The organism is Martelella sp. AD-3 (assembly GCF_001578105.1).
In the GTDB taxonomy this organism is placed as follows: Bacteria; Pseudomonadota; Alphaproteobacteria; order Rhizobiales; family Rhizobiaceae; genus Martelella.
On record NZ_CP014275.1, the window covers coordinates 2,447,631 to 2,470,520 of the forward strand.

The 22,890-nt window shown below is 64.8% G+C and carries 12 protein-coding genes; 2 read left to right on the forward strand and 10 right to left on the reverse strand.

The genetic code is table 11. The features are described from left to right. Positions 1-29: 29 nt before the first annotated feature. The 3 genes from AZF01_RS11420 to AZF01_RS11430 all read right to left on the reverse strand — a co-directional run bounded on the left by AZF01_RS11420 (position 30) and on the right by AZF01_RS11430 (position 9,262). A complete protein-coding gene (locus tag AZF01_RS11420; RefSeq protein WP_061449679.1) occupies positions 30-4,826 on the reverse strand; it encodes a CHAT domain-containing protein in 4,797 nt (1,598 codons plus the stop codon). A gap of 156 nt (positions 4,827-4,982) precedes the next feature. Continuing rightward, a complete protein-coding gene (locus AZF01_RS11425) occupies positions 4,983-7,088 on the reverse strand; it encodes a mechanosensitive ion channel family protein (protein WP_024708772.1) in 2,106 nt (701 codons plus the stop codon). Then, a complete protein-coding gene (locus AZF01_RS11430) occupies positions 7,085-9,262 on the reverse strand; it encodes a caspase family protein (RefSeq protein ID WP_024708771.1) in 2,178 nt (725 codons plus the stop codon). Before AZF01_RS11430 ends, AZF01_RS11425 begins: the two co-directional genes overlap by 4 nt. A gap of 151 nt (positions 9,263-9,413) precedes the next feature. Between AZF01_RS11430 and AZF01_RS11435 the strand changes: the two genes are divergently transcribed. Both AZF01_RS11435 and AZF01_RS11440 read left to right on the forward strand, forming a co-directional pair. Then, positions 9,414-11,171 carry an alpha/beta hydrolase gene (locus AZF01_RS11435; protein WP_024708770.1) on the forward strand — a complete coding sequence of 586 codons (1,758 nt, stop codon included), beginning with the start codon at positions 9,414-9,416 and terminating at the stop codon, positions 11,169-11,171. Then, positions 11,168-14,257, forward strand: coding sequence for a CHAT domain-containing protein (locus AZF01_RS11440; RefSeq protein ID WP_024708769.1), 3,090 nt, complete (start codon positions 11,168-11,170; stop codon positions 14,255-14,257). The genes AZF01_RS11435 and AZF01_RS11440 overlap by 4 nt, the downstream gene beginning before the upstream one ends. Before the next feature lie 4 nt (positions 14,258-14,261). Here the strand turns inward: AZF01_RS11440 and AZF01_RS11445 are convergent, their stop codons facing one another. The 7 genes from AZF01_RS11445 to AZF01_RS11475 all read right to left on the reverse strand — a co-directional run bounded on the left by AZF01_RS11445 (position 14,262) and on the right by AZF01_RS11475 (position 22,842). Then, positions 14,262-16,118: a heavy metal translocating P-type ATPase gene (locus AZF01_RS11445; protein ID WP_024708768.1), complete on the reverse strand. Its 1,857-nt coding sequence runs from the start codon at positions 16,116-16,118 to the stop codon at positions 14,262-14,264. 153 nt (positions 16,119-16,271) lie between these two features. Then, a complete protein-coding gene (locus AZF01_RS11450) occupies positions 16,272-17,309 on the reverse strand; it encodes a LacI family DNA-binding transcriptional regulator (RefSeq protein ID WP_024708767.1) in 1,038 nt (345 codons plus the stop codon). 137 nt (positions 17,310-17,446) lie between these two features. Further along, on the reverse strand, positions 17,447-18,655 hold the full coding sequence (locus tag AZF01_RS11455) for an MFS transporter (protein WP_024708766.1): 1,209 nt from the start codon (positions 18,653-18,655) through the stop codon (positions 17,447-17,449). An 8-nt stretch (positions 18,656-18,663) separates the two neighbouring features. Then, a complete protein-coding gene (locus AZF01_RS11460) occupies positions 18,664-19,716 on the reverse strand; it encodes a D-TA family PLP-dependent enzyme (RefSeq protein ID WP_024708765.1) in 1,053 nt (350 codons plus the stop codon). A gap of 39 nt (positions 19,717-19,755) precedes the next feature. Beyond that, complete coding sequence (locus tag AZF01_RS11465) at positions 19,756-20,826, reverse strand: ABC transporter ATP-binding protein (RefSeq protein WP_024708764.1); 1,071 nt, start codon at positions 20,824-20,826, stop codon at positions 19,756-19,758. A gap of 1 nt (position 20,827) precedes the next feature. Next, positions 20,828-21,622: an SDR family oxidoreductase gene (locus AZF01_RS11470; RefSeq protein WP_061449680.1), complete on the reverse strand. Its 795-nt coding sequence runs from the start codon at positions 21,620-21,622 to the stop codon at positions 20,828-20,830. Continuing rightward, on the reverse strand, positions 21,619-22,842 hold the full coding sequence (locus AZF01_RS11475) for a hypothetical protein (RefSeq protein ID WP_024710169.1): 1,224 nt from the start codon (positions 22,840-22,842) through the stop codon (positions 21,619-21,621). The genes AZF01_RS11470 and AZF01_RS11475 overlap by 4 nt, the downstream gene beginning before the upstream one ends. Positions 22,843-22,890 lie beyond the last annotated feature (48 nt).

Below are 22,890 nucleotides of genomic sequence, written 5' to 3' on the forward strand. Positions count from 1 at the left end.
AACAATCGCTTGCAGTATTTTTCTCATGTTCATCGCCAGTTCCCCATCAGCATGAAGGGCGCCCAGAAGATCGGATGATCGAAATCATAGGTGATCGGCGAACCCGGCTCGGCGGGAAGCCCGAGGCGGCCCGCCGTCTGGAAGACGACGCTTTCCCTGTCGAGCACATCGCGATCGCCGATCCGGCGCTGGATGAATTCGCGCTGGGCGGTCGCCAGCGCCTCGGCCTTCGACAGGCCGCCGAATTCCCGCAGTTCGTAGAAACGCTGCATGATCAGCGGCGTCGAGATGTCGAGCACCGGCCAGAGCGTTGCCAGCGTCGCCCTGGCCCCGCGCTCACCGGTGATCTTGGCAAGGCTTTCGATCTCGCGGCCGTCGGAACCCGGATTGGCGCGGCCGGTTTCGCATGCCGACCAGGTCAGAAGATCGACATTGGAGAAATCGAAATCGCCGGCCGTCCCCTTGATCTCGCTCACCGGCAGATGCTCGCCCGTGCCCAGCAGGAGGTAGGAATCGTCCTCATTGTTGCCGAGCACGAAATGCGAGGCGACATGGATCGTCCCTGCCCCGACCGATGATGAACCGCCGATCGTGAGCGCCTCGGCAAGCGCCGCCCGGTCGAAGGCTTCGTCGAGCGCGAGAGCGCCATCCATGAATCCATATCGCTCCTCGCCGCTCAGAAGTCCGCCGAATTCCAGCGCCACGCCCGGAAGCTCGGAGAAATCGCCGACCGCGCGGGTCAGCCCCAGCCCGGCAAAAGGCGTCTCGGCCACCGCAACGCCGGTGATCTCGCTCTCGCTGCTGGTCAGGCTTGCGATATCATAGCGTTCCACCAGATATTCCGCGCCATCATAAAGCGCCTGATAGGGCAGATAGCGCAGTCGCCTGTCTTGCGAGAGCAGCAGGAGTTCGGGGTCGATACGGGCGAGATCATCCGCGACCGGTCCGACAAGAAGGTCATAAAGCACTTCGCTCTCGGCGCGCGGATCGCTGAAGAAGTCGTTGAAGCCGAGATGCAGATCGGCGAGCGCGGCGTTGAGCGTGGCTTCCGAAAACGGCTCTCCGTTCCAGCTGTCGATCGTGTAGCTCAGTTGTTCGTCCCGCGACGTCAGCAGGATATTGAGCCGGTCCGGCATGACCAGATAATGCAGCGCCACCGCATTGGTTTCCAGACCGGAGAGGATCGTGGCCTGGACGGATTGTTCGGCAAGCGGCGTCTCGCTTGCGGGCTCGCTTTCCTCCAGGTCGGCAAGCGCCGTAAAGATTGTCTCCAGCCCGGCCTCATAGGCAGCATCGGCCTCGGCGAGCTCATCGTTCAGAACATTCAGCCGCTCCTGCTCCGCCCCCGTCAGGGTGCCCGCCTCCTGCCGTGAAAGCAGGGCGTCACGTTCGCGCACATCGGCAATGGCTGGCGGCTGAAGCGCGGCAATCGCGGCCTGAAGCGCCGTCTCCGCCTCCGTCAGCGGCAAAGTCGCAAAGGCATCGCCGGCAAAGTCCAGATCGCGATCGGTAAACTGGAAGGCCTCGAAATCCTTCAACAGGCCGAGGACGAATTCGGCATCGCTCAACCGGTCCTGCTGGATGAAGAGGTCGGCGAGCCAGCGATAATTGTCGGCGATCAGGTCGCGGAAGCAGCCGCGCAGGTTCTCCGGCAGGGTCGCCAGATCGGCGCGCACGCCCTGCAGCCGGTTGATCGCCTGCTTGGCGAGCAGAACGGCAAGCGAATCCGAGCCGAGCGCAAAGGCGCGCTCGCTGGCATTGGAGAGATGGCAGACGCGGGTGAGTTCGGCCGACAGCGGCCCTTCGGAGAGCTCGCGCAACCGGTCGAGCCGGAGTTCGGCGGAAAGCGCCGTCAGCTCCATCGCCAGCGCCTGGCCATTATCGCCCGCCACCTGCAGCGCATCGCCATAGCGCCTGGCGGAGTTGACGAGGCCGATACTGGTGCCGCCGCGCGCGCGCACCGCCGCGAAGGTCTCGGCAGCTGACTGAAGGTCCGGCAGCGGCGGCGCGGCCTCGGGGTCGGCGGCGCGGATCAGCCGGAGGAAATCGGCCGCCGCCTTGTCGCCGTTCGTGGCCATCAGGCCGAGGAAGCCGACAAGCCCGTCGGGCAGCGATTGCAGGTCGCCGGGCGCCCGGCTTTCCACCAGCCTGCGGATCGTGGCGTTGCGGATATTGCTTCCTTCGCCAGCCTCAGCCGAGCCGGTCAACGCGCCGAGTTCATAGTCCTTTGCCCGCTCCGCCCGCTCGGCAGCGCCGCGAAAATCGCCATAGGCCGCAAGAACGTCGACAAGTTCGATCGAATCCAGCGCCACAAGCCGGTCGAAGCCCACGGCAACGAGATCGGCGCCATAGCGGCCGGCGGCAAACTGCTTGGCGATTGTCCCGCAGCTTTCCCCGTCATCCTCGCAGATGCGCCCGAGCATCGCCTCGGCCTCGCCCATGGGCGTTGCGCCATCGCGTTGAGCCCGCGCCATGCGCAGATCGTAGGCAACCGCGCCGGCAACCGATTCCCGCCTGATGCTGTCGCGCTCGAAACCCTGCGGCGCGCTTTCGTAACGCTGCTTGAAAACCCGAAGAAAATCCTCCGCCTTGTATTCGGAGAATTCCGGGAAGGCATCGAGAAGCCGCGCCAGCTTGAAGAGCGCTTCGGCGTCTCCCTTCTCGGCCGCCTTGGTCAGCCATTTCGCCCCCTCCATCGGGTCGAGCACCGCGCCGCATTCCGCGCAGAGAGAGGTCTCGGCAAGCCGCGCGGCAAAGGCGGCGGACCGGTCGGCGGCGGTCGCGATCATCATCGTTCCCGCTGTCGACAAGAGCGCCGGACTGCCCTCCATCATCCGGTTGGCAAGGAAATCGGCGATCCAGGAAGAAGAGAAGGCCCAGTCGGCATCCGGTCCGTTCTCTGAAGCTTTTCGGTCAGCGAGATCGACAAGCGCCTGATACCAGGAAAGTGCGGCCGCAATCGCCTCGGGCGTGGCGCCATCTGCCTGCCGCGCCAGCTGCGCCATGGCAAAGCCTTCGCCGGCTTCAGCCGCCTCCTCGAAAAGCCGACGGGCACGCTCGGTATCCTTCTCGCCGCCCTGGCCATATTCCAGCATCAGCGCCAGATGGGCGGCTGCGTAGGGGGCGCCCTTGGCGGCGGCATCTTCCAGCAGGCGGCGCGCGGCGGCGGCGGATTTGCCGTGGATGGTCGCGCCCTGCAGCATTCGCTCGGCAAGGAGATATTCAAAGGCCGGGCCGGAGATCACCGTCAGCGCCTCGAAAGCCTCCGGATGCGCGAGAACGACATTGGCGATGCGGCTTGTTTCCTCGCGGTCCGATACGGTCAGCACCAGTCCGTAATCCGACGTCGTGAACATGCCGAGCGGCATGGCGAAAACCTGTTCCTCGCGCATCTGGCTCTGCCGCTGCGCTGCCTCGACCGTGAAGGCGACGGCGGCCTCCGCCGTCTCCATAGCGGCATAATAGTCCGGAGCGCCCCATGCCGCACCGTCCTCTCCCATCAGTTCGGCCAGGGCCCTGGCGCGCTGGTCGCCGCCCGGCGCAAAGGCCACCTTCTCGGAAAGAAGCGTGAGCGCCGTTTCCTCTTCAAGCGCGCTCCATTCGTCGCGCGCCGTCATCCGGTCAAAGGCCGGGCCGAGGATCTCCCGGACCCATGGCCGGTCAAGCGGCGGAAGCACGTGCGGGGGATAGAGGAAATCGAGAAGCCGGAGGCCGTCTTCATTCGCGGCGAGAACGCCTGCGTCGCTCTCGCAGGCTCTGCCCGTCACGGGCATGTCGGCGATCGCCGCGACATCGGAGACCGTCGGCGTGAACGCGCCGACGCGCGGGGCAAGGCCGAGCCGCTCGCGCATGCGGTTCCAGCCCTCCCGGCTTGCGGGGCCGAAAGCCCCGTCGAGCGCGCCGTCATAGCAACCGTGGCGCTGCATAAGCGATTGGGCGACGCGGAGATAGTCGTGGAACAGCGCACTGAAGTCGCGCTGGGCGACGCGCAGATCGCCGAGGCCAACATAGCCGTAAGCGAGGTTCTGGGTCGTCATGCCGACGATCAATGGGCAGAAGCGATCGCCGTAGCGATCGACATCGTCGGCCATCGCCGTCACCGCGCCCGGCAAGGTTTCGGCGACACGTAGCAGATTGGCGTCGGAAAGATCGAGACTGTAGCCATCGTTCTCCGAGATCCCGGCGTCATAGGCGATGTCATCTACCTTCATTCCCGTCCAGGCGGAAAACGCGGTCACCATGAACGCGTTGCGCTCATTGGCGTTCATCTCGGCAAACAGGTCTTCGGAAACGCAGGACAGACCCGAAAGCGCCTGAACCGCGCGGCCGTAGACGCTGTCGCCAAGCCCGGCGCGGCCGGAAGGCGGCGCAAGACCGTTATTGCTGCGGATGCTGGCGATCACCTCCGCAGCGTCAACCTCATAGGCATCGCGCGTATCGTCGGCATAGCGGAAATGCAGCGCAGCGTAACAGTCGCAATCATCAATCCGGATATAGAACGAACTGACGATCTCGCCGCTCGCGGGATTGCGGATTGAAACACTACATTCGCTTTCCGACACAAGACGTTGATCAGCCTCGCCAAACCCGTATTTTCTCCAGTTCGAAACGCGCTCGTCGACGAGCGCGGCGCAATCACCATAGCTGTCCTGGATCAGGCGCAGATTGCCTTTGACGGGGCCAAGGGCGAAACGGCGGTCGACGCCGTCAGCGTCGAATGCGCCTCCATCCGGCAGCACGGCATGGATGTCGTAGGGCACGCCGTTGCGGTAGAGCTCAAGGGCCGCCGCCGGGGCCGCAGCAAAGAAGGGGGCGAACGCCAGCAAGGCCGCGACCGCGGCCGCACCCCCCCGTCCAGATTCTGCCCGCGATCCCCGTTTGTGCATCCCGTCCCGTCCCCCGTCTCTTCTGACAAATGCCAAGTTTATCTTGCCATCGGCCCTTGCGGTTGAAAACCTCCGAATACAACCGCGTCCGCCTTTTCAAGCGCCCTCATCACCGGATCGCCCGGTCTTTTGCTCCGGCGCTGACGGCACGCCGTCACGCCGCGTATAGGAAAAATCGGGCTCGGCCCTGAGCCGCACCTCGCGCGGCGCGATCGAGATGCCCGCCTCGCGAAACATGCGTCTGACGGCATCGTAAACGACCGCGCGCAGGGCAAACTGGGTTCCGGGCCGGCACTTGTAGACGATGCGCAGAACCATGGCGCTGTCGTCGATCATGACGATGCCGGCATTTTCGAGCGGCGCGACAAGGTTCCGACCATGAACGGGATCGGCTAGAAACGCATCATTCAACGCCCTGAAGCGCGGCTCCAGCCCGTCGAGATCGGTTTCGAGCGGCAGTCGGAATTCCAGCCACATCGCCGCCCAGTCGCGCGACTTGTTGGCGATGGTGCGGATCTCGCCGAAGGGAACAGTGTGGATGGCGCCGAGCGGATGGCGGATCTGGACCGATCGGATGCCGGCCCGCTCGACCGTGCCGCTGGCGACCCCGACATCGACGAGATCGCCGACGCGAAAGGCGTCGTCGACCAGGAAGAAGATGCCGGAAATGACGTCCTTCACCAGCGTCTGGCTGCCCATGCCGATGGCGATGCCGACAATGCCGGCCCCGGCCAGAAGCGGCAGCACGTCAATGCCGAGCGCCGAGATCGCGATGATCGACGCGATCGACGCGATCGTGATCAGCAAGGTGTTGCGCACGAGCGGCAGAACGGTGGCGACGCGGCTTTGGCGCAACGCCTTTTCTGCCTCGTCCGTCCCTTCAGCATAGGCCGCCTTCAACAGCATGCGCTGCGAGCCGATCAGCACCAGGTGCCAGCCGACATAGGCGAGCACCAGCGTGACGAGGAGCTGCGTCAGCGAGGGCATGATCGCCGTGATACGCGCATTGGAAAGGCCCTGCCAGGGGCCGCTCCACAGGCGGATGAGCGCCAGCAGCGCCACAAGCACGGCGGCCGCCTGCCCGAGACGGGCAAAGAACTGCGCGAAGGTCGGTACATCATGAGGCAACGCCATCTGCGGCTCCGCCTCAAGCGCTGCCCGCCGCCGGGCGCGGTCGCGCGCATCCGCCCGCGCCGCCCAGTCATCCATCAGCAGGCAGCCGATGGCGAGTGCCAGAATGATCATGAAGCCCAGGACGGCCAGCGTTCCCGCCTGTGGCCGGTTGAGCAGCAGGAGCAGCGACGTGCCGAACCAGGAGAGGCAGATGTAGAAGATCGCGAAGAGATGCCAGACCGTGCTCAGCGATTTCCAGCCAAGCCCGCGGCTGCGCCCGGCCGGATCGGTGGCAAGGATCGCCGCCACGGAGAAACGGTTGGTCAGGCAGGCGATGATCAAGAGCAGCGTGACCACCGAGCGCGAGAACAGCGAGAGCGTCAGCGTCTCGTCGACCGGCATGCCTGCCTGCCTCAGGAGCGAGGTTGTGGCAAGAAAGAAGATCGCCAGCGCGAAAATGCCGACGGACTGCCAGTAGAGCCTTCCGGCGGCCGGATCGGAAAGCGCCACGATCCTCAGATCGGCGCGTCCGGGCGAGAGCGGAATACGGGCCAGAAGCGCGAAGCCGCGGATCGCGAAGAAGGCCGTCAGATAGGTGACGACGAAAAGCTGCGCGCCGGGATCGGCCTGAACGCTCATCAGAAGCGGCCAACCGCCGACCATGGCGAAGATCAGGAGACCGGCAAGGTCGACGGCCACATGGATGATCCGCTGGACAAGGCTCTTCGGATCAAACCCGGCCCTAAATCGGCGGAAGATCGCCCTGAACACGGCTTCGGCAACGGCGCCGATGCCGAGACAGAGGATGATCCGCAGGATGACCGCGCCGAGACTGAAGCCGTCCTCGCTTAGCCCATGCAGGAAACCGGAAACCTCGGCGGGGAAATCATCAAGCCCGAGCATCAGCGCCTCGAGCCGTTCGGCCGCCGCCGTCGCATTGTCGGCAAAGAAGGAAAGCACGGCCCCCAGCCGCTCGATCGGCGACAGCTTTTCCGGCGCGCCGACGACCTCCTGAGCAAGAGCCAGACGCGGCAGCGCAAGGATGGCGAAGGCAAACGCGGAGAGCCGCACGGGTCTTTCTGTCTTCACGGCATCGCGCCCTCGTTGCGGGCGAAGGCGGAAGCGCGCGGCAGGACCCGCCAGGCATAGCGATCGACCCATACATCGGAGAGAGCGCCGCCAAGACCCATGCTGCCGCGCGTCCGGCCGCTCGCTGCGGCATCTTCCAGAACGCCGGACAGTGCATTGGCGGCCGCCGAGCGCGTGCCGCCGCCGCAATTGTCCAGCACGCCGGAAAGGTTCAGCGCCTCGGCGTTTTCCTCGAGCTCGCTGACCAGAACATAAAGCCGCTCATAGCCCGCCGAATACGGCACCGGCCCCGGACAATCGGAACACATCACCATCGGATCGCCGAGATCGCGCAGGGCCTGATCGCCCTCGATGAGCTCGTAATCGACATTGATGCAGTATTGCGCGTCAATGTGGATCCGGTTGACGTCGCGCTGGCCGTCGCGCGCGCCGGTGGCGCGAAAACGCAGGAGGTCGCATTGCTTGAGATCGTCCATGCCCGCAAGCGGCTGAAAGCCCACCTCGCCCATTGTTCTGAGCGCCGCCTGGCATTCGCGGCGCGGATCGATGGCCGAGCCGGGCGCGCCGAGCACCGCGATGGGGCTTTCATTGCGCTCCACGTCCACGGCGACCGGTGACGGATTGAAGGGGCTTGCCTCCTCGCCAAGCGCATCCAGCGTGTGCGCCAGGCGCTCCGCCTTCAAAACGCGCGCGAGAAGCATCGCAAGGCGCTTTCCGTCTTCGGAAAGGTCGAAGGCGAGGCCGGTCGGCGTGTCATCGATCATCGCAGCGGGTCCGAACCAGAGCGTGTTGTCCTTCAGCACGATCTGCACATCGTAGATCTCTTCAGGGTAGCCGGCGCCGATTCCCGTCGTTTGCGAGGCGGCCTCGAGCGCTTCGGCAACACGCGTGCTGGTTTCCGTTCCGGGCGCAAGCGGCAGGCCGGATTCGGTGTCGAAAACCGGCGAGAAGGCGACGGTCAGCGTCACCGGGCTTGCCTCGATCTGAGCGAAACGCGCCGCCTCCGGCAGGCTGCCGGAAAAGGCGCAGAGCGCTTCGGGATCCGGAACGCAATCATCGGAAACCGGGCGCAGATAGGCCCGGCGCGGCTCCACGGCCTCGACCTGGGCATAGCCGAGAACGGCGTCTTGCGGGTCGGCGATATCGGCGACGAGCGCCATCACCGTTCCCTCCTCCAAGCCGTGCAGCCGGCCGGCATCCACCCTGTCGCCCTCCACGAGAAAACGCTCCGGGCCGGCATAGCCTTGCCGGCCGAAGACCGGTTCATCGATCATGTCGCCTTGCCACAGCGGGGTCTGCACCGCGCCCATGCCGAAGCCGCTGCCCTGGTTCAGTTCGGAAAGCACCGACTGGAACAGCTGGCGATAGGTCAGAGCCTGGCCGCTTTCGAGCCTCGAGGCGATCGCGGCGGTGAAAAGACCGAACCATTCGCTGTCATCGCCGGCGGTTCCGCCGCTCATGTCGACCTCGCGGGCGACATCGTTCGAGCGCGTGGCATAGAAGGCCACCAGGCCGCCGCCGCCCTCGACATCGCCAACGGCATCCGGCGCGGCATCGACCGACCAGCTCTGCCCGGCGGCCTGCGACAGATCGACGCCCAGCAGGGCGGGACTGACCTGCCGGTCGGCGATGCCGCGTTCGAAGGCGCGCGTGCCGCTGCCCGAATGACAGCTGTCCATGACGAAGAAGACATCGGCGCCGGTCCGGCGGATTCCGGCGAGAAGAGCCCCGATCTCGTCGTCGCTGATCGCATTCGGCACAAGTCCGGTCCCGGCCTGCGCCAGCGCCGTGTCTGCCGGCAGGAATATCTCGTCGAGCCCGTCGGTCTCGTCTCCCTGCGGGTCCAACTGGCGCGAGCCATGGCCGCTGAGGTGGACATAAATCTGGTCGCCCTCGTCCGCCCGTTCCGCAAGACCGGCAAAGGCCTCGAAAATCGCCGCCCGCGTCGGCCGGGCATCGGCATCCGGCATATCGCCGAGAAGCGTGATATCGATGAAACCGGATTTATCCAGCACGTCGCGCATCAAGAGCGCGTCATTGGTGGGGCCGCGCAGGTCGGGAATGTCGGGATCATCATAGCCGGCGACGCCGATGATCAGCGCGCGGGATTCGGCATGAGCGGCGTTTGCTCCGAGAACAAGTGCCAGCAAGAACAGACGGAACAGTTTTCCCATGCAGAATTCCCGAGCAATAACAACAATATTATACAACCGATTAAAAGAACGATCGAAGCCTGCGCTCTTTCCGCGCAGATCGGCTGTTTACTTAGTCAGGGCTGACGATAGACTAGCAGATATTCGATCGTCAATTTCACAGGCCTGAAACATGCGTCTTGCGCGAATTGCCCTCCTCTCCCTCGTCTCCCTGATCGTTTCGCCGCCGCTCTTCGCCCAGGAAGCCGCGCCCTTCGACCCGATCGCTTTCGAGCTGGAGCTGGCTGCCGTCGAGGTCCCGGCGGAACGTCTTGCCTTGGTCGATGCGGCCATTGCCGCTCTCGAGGCTTCGCCCGATCCGGACCCCGAAATCTATTTCGATCTTTCGGCGCTGAGGCTCGAGATCCTGCGCGAGGCCGGCGAAACGGCAGCGGCGGCGGCGGCAGCCGAGGGACTGGCCGATTTCGCGATCCGCATGAGCGAGCAGCTTGACCGCAATCCGCTCCCCTATCTGGATCTTGCGGCAACGCTCTACACCGAGGCGGAAGCCTATCGCGAAGCCTTGCGCGTGCTCGATACCGAGATCGCCTATCGCCGGAATGGCGGTCAGTCGGGCCAGGTCCTCGCCGATCTCCTGAACCGCAAGGCGGAGGTCGCCAGGCTGCGCGGCGACATGGCAGCCACCGAGGAATTTGCGGGCCAGGCCCAGTTTGCGATCATGTCCACGCGCATGGGCAAGCGCAGCGGTCAGGATGGCGGGTTCAGCGCCGTCGATGTCTTCTACGCCACCGACCGCGCGCGCACCGGCAATGCCGACCCGGCCGAATTCTATGGCCATGGACGCGGTGATCTCGAATATGGCGTGGTCACCGTCACCATTCCCGATACGCATGTGCCGGGCGCCATCGAGACGCCCTCGATCTGGAAGCTCGAATTCGGCCCCTCGCCCGCCAGACACGTGATGGTCCGGAAGGTCGACCCGATGGAGGCGGATGCCTATTTCTCGAAGATGAGCAGCGAACTTGCGGGGCGCGAGCGCAAGGAAATCGTCGTCTTCATCCACGGCTTCAACACCCGGTTCGATGCCGCCGCCAAGCGCGCCGCCCAGCTTGCCTATGACATGGATTATCGCGGCGTGCCGGTGCTCTATTCATGGCCGTCGGCCGGCCAGACGGTGCGCTACGTCGCCGATACGGCGGTCGTCCGGCTCAGCGGCCGGCGGCTCTCCATGTTTCTGGAAGACCTGCGCGCCCGCTCCGGCGCCGACACGATCCACATCGTCGCCCACAGCATGGGCAACCGCGCGCTGACCGACGCGCTGGAACTGATGGCGCTGCGGGACGGGATTAAGGAAGGCGACGACCCGGTCTTCGGCCAGGTGTTCTTCGCCGCGCCCGATGTCGATGCCGGCCTTTTCAGGGAGATGATGAAGACGATCCATCCGCTGGCCGAGCGCCTGACCCTCTACACCTCGGAAAACGACTGGGCGCTGGTCGCCTCGAAAAAGCTGCACGGCAATGCGCCGCGCGCCGGACAGGGCGGCGACAGCGTGACGACGGACGAGTTGTTCGACACGATCGACATGTCCGATCTCGGCGAGGACATGCTGGCGCATACCTATTTCGCCGATGACAGTTCCGCGCTTGCCGACATCGTTTCGCTGATCTGGCGCAATCCGCCGCCGAATGTGCGCTGCGGCATGACGGAAACCGTTACTGAAACCGGCGAGACGGCCTGGAAATACCAAAAAGGCGGCTGTTTCGACAAAACCATGATCGGCCTGATCAGCCATTTGTGGAGCAAGAACGATATCTCGCGCGCGGATATTTCAGCGCTCATTTCCGAACTCGTCACCGACCAGGCAGCGGCGAGCGAGATCGAGGGCCGCCTCGACGCCTATATCGCGCCCGAAGGGCAGGAGGCGAATTGACGCTGGAGCGCCCGTTTTCATCAGGCCGCCTGCAGCCGTTCGCCGTCTTTCTGCTTGCGCTTCTGCTCTGCGTCGTCCCGGCGCGGGGACAGGAAAACGAAACCGCGTTCCAGGCGCTTCTCCGGCAGTTCTCGACGCTGTTTCAGGACGGCGACTACGCCGCCGCCGCCCCCGTGATGGAGGAGGCGATCGCCGTCTATGATCGCAACCCCGGAAACCAGATCGAACGCGCGAGCCTCGCCTATTATCTGGCGCTTGCCCATTTGAATGCCGGCAATACGTCGGCGGCCCTCGACACGACACAGGCAGCCTTTGCCTATCGCCCCGAGCTTGTGAGCCGCTATCCGGAATTCTACTGGATCGAAGGGTGGGCCAAGGCAAGGCTCGGCTTCATCGCGCAGGCGGCCGCGTCCTATTCGGCCGGCATCAGCCTGGCGGAAGCCTACAATGAAGGCGAGCCCGGCCGGTTTGCGCCTGAAACGCTTGCGGCCCTCAGGGTTCAGGAGGCCTATCTCTCGGCCCGCTCCTCCGCCGTACCGTCGGCGGCGCTGACGATTGATCCGCTCAGCACGGCAATCGCCGACCATGAGGAATTGACCGGAGCGGAGAATTTCGACGATCGCTATCTGCTCGCCCAGGCGCTCTCCGCCCAGGGCTTCGACATCGAGGCGCGCGCCGCATTGCTCGAGCTGATTGCCACGGCGGCAGCACCTCTGCGCGCGAAGGCGCTTGCCCGCCTCGCCGTGCTGGAATGGACGCTGGAGGCGCGCGCGGCTGCGGCAGGCACGGCAAGGGCCGCCCTCGAAAATGCCGAACATCTCGACGCGGCGCGCGTCGCCGTTATGCGATCGCTGCTGATCGTCGCGACATCGGAAGGACTGAGCGAAGCCGATATTGATGGAGTGGTGGCGGAAATGGCCGTCATTGTGGAGAGGGGCGCGGAACTCACCCATGAGGACGCCGTCGATCTTCTCGAGATCGTTTCCATCATCATCAGCGCCGTCGACGAGCCCGCGCTCGAGGAGCCGGCCGCGGCCGGTTTCGTCGACACCGCGCTCGCCACGCTTTACGAGATCGATGACCTCTTCCTCTCCGACAGGTTTGCACAACACAAGCTCTCCGACACCCGCCTGAGGCTTGCCCGCGCGGCCGAAAGCCTCGCCATGGCGGATCGCGCGCGCGCGCTTTATCAGGAGGTCTATTATTCCGCTGCCGCCTCGCTGCTGGAGACAACCGCCGCCGCCTCCGGTCTCGCCCGCCTCGGCGTATCGGTGGAGGGCACATTGCGTGACGACCTCGACATGCGGCTCGCCTTTTCCGCAACCGCGGCCGGTGCGGCGGAAGCCTTTCTGAGGGGCATACCGGCGCGCTCCGAAGGGCTGCAGCAGCAACAGATCGCGCGCCTTTCCGATATCATGGAACAGGCCGTCGATCTCGGCTTCGACCTGCTGGAGTCCCGTGCCATTATCGGGCCGAGGGACGCCGCAAATGTCGATGAGGCGTTCAACCAGACCGGGCCTTATGTCTTTCCCTTCGAGGATGCCTTGGCCAAGGGCTACGCCGGCACCGCCGGAGAGGGCTATTACGCGGCCATTCTCGACGACGCCTTCCGCCAGATCCAGCTTGCCCGCCAGAGCAGCGCCGGCCGCGCGATCGCGGCGATGACGGCGCGCATGAGCGCCGGCTCCGATGAACTCGCCCTTTTGCTGCGCCGGCGCGATGCATTGATTGCGGAACGCAATCGCATTCTTGAGCGCGCCGGCGAGGAGGAAATCACGCGCTATGATCTGCTCTCGGACATCGAGCCACGCCTTGATGCGGTGGAAGCCGAGCTGGACGCGGCCTATCCCGAATACCGCAACCACGTCGCCAGCAGGCCGCTCTCACTCGAAGAGGCGCGCGGCCTGCTGCGCCCCGATGAAGTGCTGGTGACCTACCTCCTCACCCAACGCGGCCTGCATATTTTCGCCGTGACCCGTGAAAATGTGATCTGGGACCGGACCCTGCTCGATGAGGGCTGGCTTGAGGAAACCGTGCGCAAGCTGCGCGAGACGCTTGATCCGCGCGGACCGCTGCGCGCGCCCGCGCGCGGCGCGATGACGCCGTTCGACCTCGGTTCCGGGCCGGCCGAGACGCCGGAGGGCGGGTTCGACCTCGCGCTTTCCCATGCGCTCTACGAAAAGGCGCTCGGTCCGGTGCAGGCCTTGCTGCCTGAAGACGCCACCCTGCTGATCGCCCCGGACGGGCCGTTGCAGGCGATCCCCTTTGCTGCGCTGGTGGCCGAGGCGCCGGATGACGGTGCAACCGGGCCGGAACGTTTTGCCGCGGCCCGTTGGGCGATCCGCGACAATGCCTTTGCCACGCTTCCACTGCCCTCGACGCTCCGCGCCCTGCGCGCCGAAAACGCCTCGCTTCCGGTCGGCGGGTTTCTCGGCATCGGCAACCCGCATTTCCGGCAGGATCCTGCGTGGCTCAGGCTTGCGCCGCTGCCGGAAACCGGCTTCGAACTGGAAACGCTCAACGCCATTGCCGCCGACGACAACGGCACGCTGCTGCTCGGCGATGCGGCGAACGAGGACGCGCTGGCCCGGACGGCCCTCGAAGATGCCGCGATCATCGCCTTTGCCACCCACGGGCTGATGGGCGGGGAAGCGAACGGCCTCACCGAGCCCGCGCTGGCGCTGACGCCGCTCGACGACCAGATCGCGGGCATGGCGGGGATGCGCGACGGCCTGCTGACGGCAAGCGAAATCGCAACGCTGGAGCTCGACGCCGACTGGGTGCTGCTGTCGGCCTGCAACACGGCGCAGGGCCAGGGCGGCGAGGGCTCGGAGGGCCTGTCAGGCCTCGCCCGCGCCTTCTTCTATGCCGGCGCCCGCCGTCTCGTCGTCTCGCACTGGGCCGTGCAGAGCGACGCCACGGTGGCGCTGACGACCGGCATGTTCGACGCGCTGGCCGACATGCCGGACAATGACAGCGGCGCAAAGGCGCTCCGCCGGTCAATCCTTGCGACGATCGACGATCCGGAACATCCGTCCTGGAGCCATCCCGGCGTCTGGGCGCCCTTCGTCACCGTCGGCTGGTAGGCCATCATCCGTCGGCGGCTTCGCGTCCCGATGACAGTGCCCGCAGCGCATTGAGCACCACGGCGAGATCGATTGCCTCCTGCAACAGCGCGCCGGCGACGGGATCGAGATAGCCGGCGGCGGCAAAGCCCATCGCCGCGATGGAAAGAACTATGCCGGCGATCATGCTCTGGTAGGCGATCCGCATGGTGCGGCGGGCGATCGAGAAGACCGGCACCAGAAGGCCGAGGTCATCCAGAAGCAGCACCGCATCCGCCGCCTCGACGGAGGCCGCAGAGCCGCGCGCGCCCATGGCGACGCCGATGTCGGCCGCCGCCAGCGCCGGCGCATCGTTAACGCCGTCTCCGACCATCATCACCGCGCCGTTCTTGCGCTCGGAGAGCACGCTCAGCACTTTCTGGTCGGAGGAAAGGTTCGAGAGCACACGGTCGAAGCCGAGACCGGAGGCCATGTGTCGCGCCGCCGCCTCGGCATCGCCGGTCGCGAGCACGATGTTCTCCACGCCATTGCCGCGCAATGTATCGAACACCGAGCGGGCGCCGGCCCTCACCCGATCGGAAAAATGCAGTTCGCCGGCGCGCGCTCCGTCGACCAGAACATGGACGACCGAGGTGCCGGCCGGCGTCGCGGCCTTCTCCCAACGGCAGGAAACATCGTGGCCGCGCCAGCGCGCCTCGGCAAAGCGCCGCCCGCCGACCACCACATAATGGCCATCGACATAGCCTTCGACGCCTTCTCCCGGCGTCTCGACAACCCTTTCGGGCTGGCTGAGCGAAAGCTCCTTCCGCTTTGCCGCAGCAACGAGCGCGCTTGCCATCGGATGTTTGCAGGCAATATCCAGCGAGGCGGCAAGCTGAAGCAACGCGTCCTGTTCATAGCCGTCGGCTGACCGGATCTCCGTCAGTCCCGGCCGGCCGACGGTGAGCGTGCCGGTCTTGTCCAGCACCACGGAACGAACGGAAGCGATCGCCTCGATGACCCTGCCGCCCTTCAGCAATATGCCCCGTCGGGCCGCGGAGGAAACGCCGGACATCAGCGCGACCGGCACGGCGAGGATGAGCGGACAGGGCGTCGCGACCACCAGCACGGCGACCACGCGCAGCGGATCGCCGGTGACCCACCAGGTGGCGGCGACGCCTGCAAGCGTCGCGGCCAGGAAGAACAACGCGTAGCGATCGGCAAGGCGCGCCATCGGCGCTTTCGCGGCCTGCGCCTTTTCCACCAGGCGGACAATTCCGGCATAGGTGCTCTCGGCGGCCGCGCGCCGCGCCGTCATGTCGAAGGCATCGCCGACATTGGTCGCCCCGCTCAACAGGCTTCCGCCGGAGGCCTGGCGCACCGGCTCGGCCTCGCCGGTCAGAGCCGACTGGTCGAGCACGGCCATGCCCGAGAGAAGCTCTCCATCGGCCGGTATGACATCACCCCGGCGGATCAGCAGGCGATCGCCCGGCAGGACGGTTTCGACCGCAACCTCCTCGGTGTGTCCGTCGCGATAGCGCAGCGCCGTGCGCGGCGCGCGTTCCAGCAGCGCCGTCATCTCGCGGCGCGCCCGGCGGTCGGCGAGAACCTCAAGATAGCTGCCTCCGGCATACATCAGCGCGACGATGGCTGCGGCCAGCGTCTCCCCGAAGGCGAGCGCGCCCGTCATCGACAGCGCCGCCAGGAGGTCGATGCCGAATTCGCCGCGCTTCAGCGAGGAGACAGCATCCGCCAGCAGAAAAGCGAGTACCGGCAGTGTCGCGACGAAGAAGGCCGCGACCGCCAGTTCCGCTGCGCCGGCATAGCGCGCGGCAAGCCCGGCCGACAGGCCGACGAGGGGAAATGCGACGAGCAGTCGCCTGATCTGTTCGCGTGACGTCATGGCGTGCGCCTTTCGCGGGCCGTCCGGCCCGGCCTCTTGCCGTTCATCACCTCCATTCTTGATGGAAGCAAAAAAACGGCAATGATCGAGGTCATGTCCGGCGCCGGATTGGGAAAATGGAGCATCGGCGCCGGGCGATCGCCGCCCCGCGGTTCAGCCGCCAATCCGCCGGATCGTCCCGCCTGCGATATAAGTGACGCCCTGAACCGCCTTGATGACCGGCGCATCGGGCTTCTCGATCCTGCGGCGCAGAAGCCGGATCGCCTCCTCGGCCATGCCGATCCGGTCATAGCGGATCGTGTCGAGACGCGGCGCCGTCATCGCCGACCAGCTGATGTCGTCGAAGCCGATGACGGAGAAGTCGTCCGGCACTGTCAGGCCGTTCTCGCGCGCGGCCTGCATCGTGCCAATGGCCATCAGGTCATTGCCGCAGACCATGCCGGTCCAGTCCCAGCTTTCGTGCTCGCCGAAATAGCGCTTGAAATATTCAAGCGCGGTCTCGTGGCGGTCATGACCGATGACCAGTTGCTCGCCGCTCGCGTCCGGACATTCCGACACGGCGTCGAAGAAGCCGCGCATGCGCTCGCGCGGGCTGTAGCGCAGATTTCCCGCCACGAACAGAAGCCGCCGGTGGCCGGCCTCGAGCATCGCCTCGGTGGCGCGCTTCATGCCGGCGTAATTGTCGACGATCACGCTGTCGAAGCGCATCCTGGTATCGACATTGTTGACCAGGACGAGACTTCCGTTTTCCTGAAAGAAACGAGCAACTTCCGGGATCGGGTCGACATAGAACATGAAGGCGGTGGCGGTCCCGTGCTCTTCGGCCTGGCGGGTGACGAAATCAAGATCCAGGTCTTCCTCGGGAAGAAGCTTCGGGAAAAGCTGGAGCCCGTTTTCGGCGGCGGCGGCCACCATCCCGTCATAGGTTTCCTGGAAGATCGGATGCAGGCCGCCGGTGACCGGATGCATGGGCAGATAGACCACGGTCTTGATCTCCGCCTCGGGCAGGCGCGCCGGCAGCGCCCTTTCCCGTTCTGAGTAGCCCAGTTCCTCGGCAATGCGGCGCACTCTCTCGCGCACCACAGGGCTGATACGCTGAGCGCCGCCGAGCGCGCGCGAGACCGTGCTGATCGAGACATCGGCGCGAAGCGCGATATCCGCCTGACTGATCTTTTTGCCTCTTGCCGTCATCGAAACCCTCCCGTTTGGTATTCCCGCCGACAACCGCGCTAGAGCGCCGTGCGTCCATTCGGACGCACAAAGGACGCTCTAACCTATTGAATCTACGCATCTGCCCGAAAATCGATTCCGATTTTCGGGCAGATGCGCTAGCCATGCGCCGCGCCCCGCCGCTTCATCAGCAGCACCCAGACGATCAGCATCGCTGCAATACCGATCAACAGGGATTGCTGCAAGTCGAGGGTATCGCCAAGACCGCCGAGCGTGACCGCGCCGAGCGCCGGACCGACCCGAAAGATGATGCCGTGCAGCGACATCACCCGCCCGCGCAGATGGGCGGGGCTGCCGAGCTGCAGCACTGTCTGCGAGGCAACCCCACCGGCGGCCAGCGCGCCGCCGAAGAGGACAGCGCCGATGAGCGCGACCGTGATATTCTCCGTCAGTGCCAGAACCAGCGCCCCGAGAACCGCCAGAAGCGTCCCCCAGACGGCAAGCGGCACCTGCATGCGCACGCCGCCGATCATGTTGGCGAAACCGGCGATGATGGCGCCCAGCCCCATGGCCGAGGACAGGAGCGCCAGTGTTTCGGCGCCGCCGTCCAGCACCCGGTCGGCAAGTTCCGGCAAAAGCTCGCTGATGGGCCGGATCAGGAAGGCGGCCGTTGCATAAAGCATGAAGACGAAGGCAACCGTCGGCTCCACGAAGATCTGCCGCATTCCCTCGGCAATCTTCAGCCAGATCGAGCCATCCCCGGAAAGCCGCGGCAGGACATTGAAGCGCACGACCATCAGCATCAGGAAAAACAGCCCGGCGAAGCAGGCCGTCGCCACAAGCGCGACAGCCCCGCCGAAGGCTGCAATCAACCCGCCGGCAAGCGCCGGGCCGGCAAAACGGGCGAGATTGAACAGGATGGAATTGAGCGAGATCGCGGTTCCAAGTTCGGCATTGTCGACAAGCCCGGTGATCGCCGCCTGGCCGGCAGGCTGGGCAAAGCCGACGACAACGCCGTTGACCGCCATCAGCGACAGCAGGAGCGGAATGCTCAGCGCGCCCTGCATGGCCAGAAAGGCAAGCGCGGAATAGATGCAGACTGTTGAGAACTGGACCCGCATCAGGATCGCCCGCAGATCCGCCCGGTCGGCCACGACGCCGGCATAAAGCCCGACGAGTACGGTCGGGATCATCTCCGCCGTCACGGCAAGGCCAACCCAGACTGATTTATGGGTCAGTTCCCAGGCGAGCCACGCGATCGTCGTCTTGAACATCCACTGCGCCAGAAGCCCGGATGCATTTCCGAGCGTGTAAAGCGCGAAATTGCGCCGGGCAAAAAGCGTGCGCAGGTCCGTGGTTGCCGACATGACGCCCCCTATCGCGTCATGCCGCGGGCATCGACGCGCCACTCGGAAACGCCGCCATTCTCCAGGACGAAGATGCTGTCGTGAAGATTGGAAACCGGACAGACATGGTTCGGGATGACCCTGAGCCGTTCGCCGATTTCCGGCTTTTTCGCTGAGGCCGAAAGATCGACCATGCCGTGCTCCTCCGTCAGCCGCTCGATCACGGCATCGGGATAGTCGCGGATCAGGCCGTAGCCCGGGCCGCCCCTGCCGGCGGGATCGCTTGTCAGCGATTTGGTGCCGGCGTCGATAATGGCGCGATCGGGCGTCGGCCGGCTGACGACGGTGACGAGGACGTCGAGTGCGCACTCTTCCAGCCCGGCATGGCCGACGCCCATCATCATCCGGTCATTATAGATATAAGTTCCGACCCTCAATTCATCGATCACGCCGAATTCATGGGTTCTGAAGGCGTTGGGCGTGCCGCCGCCGGAGATTTTCGGGATCGCGAGGCCGGCTGCCGCAAAGGCGTCGCGCGCCTCTTGCACAAAGGCGACCGAAGCCTCGCTCGCGGGATAGGTCATCAGCCCGTCGAAGGAGAGATGCGGCGCCTCACTGACCTTTTGCGCCAGCGCCAGCGCCTCCGCCACGGTGACGACGCCGGTGCGGCCAAGTCCGCTGTCGAACTCCACCAGAACGCCGATATCCGCATCGGCCATCCGAGCCGCCGAAGCCACCGTCTCAAGCGCCGCCCGGCTGTCGATGGCGACACTCATCTTCGCGCGTTTGGCCAGCGCCGCCAGCCGCCTGGCCTTGATCGGGCCGATCAGCGGATAGGAGATCAGGATATCCTCAATCCCCGCATCGACCATCACCTCGGCCTCGCCCAGCTTCTGGCAGGTGATACCCTTGGCGCCGCGCGCAAGCTGGCGCTCGGCCAGCTTGACGCTCTTGTGGGTCTTGATATGCGGGCGAAGCGCAATGCCGTGTTCGTCGCAATAATCCTGCATCCGCTTCAGATTGGCATCGACGATTGCAAGATCAACGAGGGGAACGGGCGTATCGAGGTCTTCGGTCTTCAATGGCTCAGTCCTTTTTCGGCCCTTGGGGCCACATGCCCATCAGATACGCTTTCCGGTGGTCAAATCGAAACAATGCTCCTTGCCAGCCTGCGGCTTGACATAGAGCGTTGAACCGGATTCGGCCTCCAGACGCCAGCGGAAAAGCGCAACGACCGCCTGACCGGCGATCTTTCCGTAGACGTAAGTATCAGCCCCTGTCTGCTCGATCAGGTCGACAACCAGCGGCAGGCCCGCGCCAAAATCGGCAAGCTCCACATTTTCCGGACGGATGCCGACCTTTATCGTCTCGCCAACCTCGGCATTGACGGTTTCCGGCAACGGCAGGGAGACCGTGTCGTCGAGGACAGCCACGGGCCCGCCATCGGACGAGGCCACGGTGGCCTCCAGCAGGTTCATCGACGGCGAACCGATGAAGCTGGCGACAAACAGGGTTTCCGGCCGGTCGTAAAGCTCAAGCGGCGTGCCGATCTGCTCGATATGGCCGCCATTCATCACCACGATCCGGTCGGCGAGCGTCATCGCCTCGATCTGGTCGTGGGTCACATAGATCGAGGTCCGGCCGACCTTCTTGTGCAGCGCCTTGATCTCTGTGCGCATCTGCACGCGCAACTGGGCATCGAGGTTGGAGAGCGGCTCGTCGAAGAGAAACAGCGAGGGTTCGCGCACCACGGCGCGGCCCATGGCGACGCGCTGGCGCTGACCGCCGGAAAGCTGGCGCGGATAGCGTTCCAGATAGGGTTCAAGGTTCAGGATCTCGGCGGCGCGTTCGATCTTGGCGGCGATCTCGTCCGGCTTTTCGCCGCGCAGTTTCGGACCGTAGGCGATGTTGTCACGCACAGTCATGTGCGGGAATAGCGCATAGGACTGGAACACCATGGCAATGTTGCGCCGCTGCGGCGGCACGCCGTTGGACCGGTGCCCGCCGATCAGAAGATCGCCGTAGGAGATGTCCTCCAGCCCCGCGATCATGCGCAGAAGCGTCGACTTTCCGCAGCCGGACGGCCCGACGAGGACGACGAACTCGCCATCGGGAATTCTGAGGTCGATGTCGAACAGGACCTGGTTGTCGCCATACTGCTTGTTGATCTGGTTGAGGACGAGATCGGCCATCCTACTGGTCCTCCAGGGTCAGTTCGCGCGACATCGCAAGATTGCCGGCCATCAGCCCGCCATCGACGGGCAGCGTGACGCCGGAGATGAATCCCGCATCGTCGGACGCCAGAAAGGTGATCGCCTTGGCGACATCCACCGGCCGGGCGACCCGGAGCAGCGGATACCACTTCTTCAGGCCGTCCAGTACATCGGGCTTGCGGGCGATGCGATGGTCCCAGGCGGGCGTCTGCACCGTGCCGGGGCAGACGATATTGGCGCGGATATTATGCGCGCCATATTCCGTTGCCATCGTCCGCGCAAGCGAGACGAGGCCCGCCTTGGCGACGCTGTAGGCCGGCTGGCCGAAGGTTGCGAGACCGTTGACCGAGCCGACGATGACGATCGCGCCGTGCTTCTTCGCCTTCATGCCCTCGATCACGACCCGCACCGTGTTGTACTGGCCGGCGAGATTATCGGCGACGTCCTGGCGGAAACGCTCGGGCGAGGTCTTGTCGAGCGTGGTCGTGGCGCCGCCGGTATTGGCATTGGCGACCACGATATCGACCGGACCGAGTTCGGCCACGCCGGCATCGACGGCGGCCTGCAGCGCATCGATATCGGTGATGCTGGCGGCGGCACCGGCGACGGAAAAGCCCTCGGCCTTATAGGTCGCCACAGCTTCATCGACGGCATCCTGCTTGATATCGGCAATGATGACCTTGGCGCCCTCGGCCAGAAAATCCTTGACGACGGCCGTGCCGATACCGCCGACACCGCCGGTGACGAGCGCGACGCGCCCTTCCAGTCTCTTCATGTCAGTTCCCCGTTTTTATAGGCATTCATGGCACGCCCGGCCCATTCGAGACCGCTCCGACGCACATGTCCGTAATTGTAGAAACCAAAGCCATCGACGCCGGCATGCGCCAGCGCGGCAACGGTTGCGGCAAACCCGCCCTCCTCAAGATAATCGGGGGCGGCGGGGCGCAACACGGCGCGGATCGAAGCCTCAGGCCCGCAGCGCAGACGGATTTCATCATATTCGGTCAGCGCCGTTTGCCGGGGCGGTCGATAGAAACAGACCTCCAGCCCGTCGGCCGCCTTCGAGAGCGCGGCAAGGTCAGACCCTTCCAGATAGGAAAGACCGAGCGGCTGGTTGACCGAGGGGATGATGTAGAGGGCGGCATCACCGCGCACGGCGGCGCGAACCTCCCCCACCAGCGCGGTGACGACATCGCAGCGCATCTTCAGAAAGTTTGACAGATCCGGGTCAGTGACGAGATCGCCCTCAAAACGCGCCCGGTTGGCATCCGGGTCCGGTTCGTAATCCGCCTCCAGAGCAAGGCGGATACGGCTTTGAACACGATCCTTAAGCCCGTCGAAATCAACATCAGCACTTTGCGCATTTTTTGCGCATTTTGCGCAAAAACAAAGCCCCAGGTAGTTTTCTGTGCCCGGCATTGACCCGAGCAATGCAAATTCGTGATGATAGCCGTGGCGGAACGGCAGAAAGCCGGGCGTCTCCAGCGACAGCCCGCTGACGCCCGGATTTTCGGCAATCTCGCGGCACAGATTGACGGCATATTCCCGGACATCCGGATGAGACGGACACAGCGCATAGGGATAGCGATCGCCAAAGGCATTCTCGACCGTGCAATCGGGGAATTTCATGCCGAGATGACTGTTGTGCAGGAGCACCGTCCAGGCATTGAGCGCGATGTCGCCACGCGCCGAAAACCGCTCGAATGTGTCATTCTCGCCCGCCAGATCGCCTGTATCCGGGGCGATGCGGCCGTAACTCCCACGCCGCGCGCGGAAATGAACATGCCCGTCCTGCGGAAAGAATATCTTCGATCCCTTGCCTTTGGGGCGTGTGAACTTGCCTGCGTGATAGGCGGCCGCGAGCGTCAGCGTATTCATGCCAAGCCGATGCATTTCCTCGACAAACGCGTCGTCGCTCCAGTCCGCAACGTCCCATGTATAGGCAAACATGGCACGATAGTCCGGTCTTTCTGTTCCCGTCTTCAGTCTCTTCATTATTGTCCCGTCTGGTCGGTCAATTGTTTTTAGAAAAGCTTACACGGC

Coding starts and splice junctions, on each gene's coding strand:
- AZF01_RS11430 (WP_024708771.1), bottom strand. CDS start 9,262: ATGGGAAAACTGTTCCGTCTGTTCTTGCTGGCACTTGTTCTCGGAGCA.
- AZF01_RS11435 (WP_024708770.1), top strand. CDS start 9,414: ATGCGTCTTGCGCGAATTGCCCTCCTCTCCCTCGTCTCCCTGATCGTT.
- AZF01_RS11445 (WP_024708768.1), bottom strand. CDS start 16,118: ATGACGTCACGCGAACAGATCAGGCGACTGCTCGTCGCATTTCCCCTC.
- AZF01_RS11450 (WP_024708767.1), bottom strand. CDS start 17,309: ATGACGGCAAGAGGCAAAAAGATCAGTCAGGCGGATATCGCGCTTCGC.
- AZF01_RS11455 (WP_024708766.1), bottom strand. CDS start 18,655: ATGTCGGCAACCACGGACCTGCGCACGCTTTTTGCCCGGCGCAATTTC.
- AZF01_RS11465 (WP_024708764.1), bottom strand. CDS start 20,826: ATGGCCGATCTCGTCCTCAACCAGATCAACAAGCAGTATGGCGACAAC.
- AZF01_RS11470 (WP_061449680.1), bottom strand. CDS start 21,622: ATGAAGAGACTGGAAGGGCGCGTCGCGCTCGTCACCGGCGGTGTCGGC.
- AZF01_RS11475 (WP_024710169.1), bottom strand. CDS start 22,842: ATGAAGAGACTGAAGACGGGAACAGAAAGACCGGACTATCGTGCCATG.